Source organism: Microbacterium sp. BF1, from assembly GCF_019279095.1.
Lineage (GTDB): Bacteria > Actinomycetota > Actinomycetes > Actinomycetales > Microbacteriaceae > Microbacterium > Microbacterium maritypicum.
This window is the reverse complement of record NZ_JAGYWT010000406.1, coordinates 1-2,256: the sequence shown is the minus strand read 5'-3', so window position 1 is coordinate 2,256 and position 2,256 is coordinate 1. Positions and strand designations below refer to the sequence as shown.

2 protein-coding genes and 1 pseudogene are annotated in these 2,256 nt (G+C 65.9%); all 3 read left to right on the top strand.

Annotation, left to right across the window (positions count from 1 at the left end; all coding sequences use genetic code 11):
* Positions 1-679, top strand: a 679-nt coding sequence (locus KZA10_RS12840) for a PE-PGRS family protein (protein WP_218683066.1), incomplete at its 5' end; no start/stop codon positions are given.
* Positions 680-849: 170 nt separating this feature from the next.
* Positions 850-1,986, top strand: a complete 1,137-nt coding sequence (locus KZA10_RS12835) for a Fic family protein (protein ID WP_141386847.1) — start codon at positions 850-852, stop codon at positions 1,984-1,986.
* A 1-nt stretch (position 1,987) separates the two neighbouring features.
* A pseudogene (locus tag KZA10_RS12830) lies at positions 1,988-2,256 on the top strand (O-succinylbenzoate synthase); the annotation flags it as partial.

The following is a 2,256-nucleotide window of genomic DNA, read 5'->3' as shown; positions in this document are numbered from 1 at the left end:
CGGACGCACCACCGCGCAGGGCGACACCTCGTGGCCGTACGAGCTCGGATCCGACGGCAAGGGCGCACCCGGTCGCGAGTTCGCCCGCCGCCACGGCTACGCGCTCGCGCTCGGGGACGTGCAGAACCGGCTCGCACTCCCGCTCGACCTCGAGGTGCTCGACCGGATCGACGCCGACATCGCTGCGGCGACCCGGGGCTACTCGGTCCGGAGCTGGATCGGACCGGTGCCGGACGACGTCGTCGAAGGCTGGGCGGTCCTCGACGCCTCGATCGATACCGAAGCCCCCAGCGGCGATCTCGACATCGCACCCGCGAAGCCCGACGTGGAGAGCATCCGCGAGCAGGAGGAGCTCCTCGTCCGGCAGAACCGTCTTCCGATCGGCACCGTCGCGCTGACGCCGGAGGGCCAGGTCGCCGCCTACACCCAGCTCGTCGTGTCGGGCGACGACGGCAATGCGTACCAATGGGGCACGCTCGTGCGCCGGGCCGACCGCGGCCACCGCCTCGGCACGGCGGTGAAGATCGCGAACCTCCGCCTGTTGCAGCACCGAGCTCCTCACGCACCTGCCGTCTACACGTACAACGCGGAATCGAACGCACACATGCTCGCCGTGAACACGCTTCTCGGGTTCATTCCCACCGAGCGGATGGGCGAGCTGCAGAAACACCTGGCCTGACGTGCAGCGGGTGAGATCGGGCCTCACTCGCAAGAAGGCCTGCGATGCAGGCGCAAATTCCTAGAGAGGAGAAACTCGTCAGATCCCGTCTGAATCAAGGTTCTTGACCGCACCTTCGGCAATAAGTCTGACACAATCAAAGAAGTTCGCAGTGGATCGAAGGAGCATCGATGAACAACCTCTATCGACTCCCGCAGCCTGCATTCGATTCCGACCTCGTGCCGCTCCTCTTCGAAGTCGAGCGGCTCCGCGCCGACATCGGCACCGGCACGACTCACCGTGAGATCGTCACCGAACTGCATCTCCTCTTCGACACGGTGATGAGCGTGATCTCCGCGCGCATCGAAGGCAATCACACAACCGTGTACGAAGCCGTCGAGACCATCGGCGCGGCAGAAGCGCGATCATTCGATGATCACCTCGGCGAGATCTCCAACATCGTCGAGGCAGTGCGATACCTCGACACCCTCGATCCTTCCCTTCCGCTCACACATGGGCTCGTTCGAGATCTGCACGCACGCACCGTCGAGGGGCTCATCAGAGAAGGGGATCCCACCCCGGGGGCCTACCGGGAGCAAGATGTGGCCATCTCCGGTTCGGGCCACGTGCCTCCATCCTGGGTGACGGTGCACGCCGAGATCTCAGACCTGCTCGCCTTCGCGAACCATGACCGTCCGATGCACGAGCAGATGATGCAGATCGCGCTCGCGCATCACCGCTTCGTATGGATTCACCCGTTCCGCAATGGCAACGGACGCGTGTCCCGTCTCTTCACGTATGCGATGCTCCGCAAGACGGTATTCGCCACGCGCGGCTACAGCGCACTGAATCCGGCCGCGGTCTTCGGCAACGATCGGTCGGCCTACATCGCGGCCCTCGAATCCGCCGATGCGCTGGATGACGAGGGAACCGTCTCGTGGATCACTTTCTTCGCACGGGGCATCCGCGACGACCTCGCCCGACTCGTCCAGCTACAAGACCATGAGTTCGTCGAGGCGGCGCTCGTCGGCCCGGCGCTGACGCAGCTGACGCGGGACGGGGTCCTCAGCCGCGCCGATGAGACGGTGCTACGCGCGGTTCTCGCGGCCGGCGTCGTGAAGGCCGGCGATCTCGAATCGGTGATCCCCGGCACCGCCTCCCAACGCTCCCGGGTCATCCGCGCACTCCTCGATCGCGGGCTGCTCCGCCAGGCGCAAGACGGTCCCCGCTTCTATCTGCTCTCACTGAGCAGAGGACCACTCGCTTCACGCCTCATCCGCCGCCTCAACGAACTGGGGCATCTCCCCAAGATCCTGGAGAACGATTGACATGATCCCGCCGCTCTCAGACCTGCTCGACTCGGCCAGGGTCGTCGCCCTTCCGATGCACAGTCGCTTCCGCGGCGTCGACGTGCGGGAGGCACTGCTCCTCGAGGGGCCGGAGGGGTGGGCGGAGTTCTCACCGTTCGTGGAGTACGAAGACGCGGAGGCGGCCACATGGCTCGCGGCCGCGATCGACTTCGCATGGCGCGAGCAGCCGGAGCCGCTACGGGATCGGATCGGCGTGAACGCCACGGTGCCCGCGATCGAGGCGTCGCG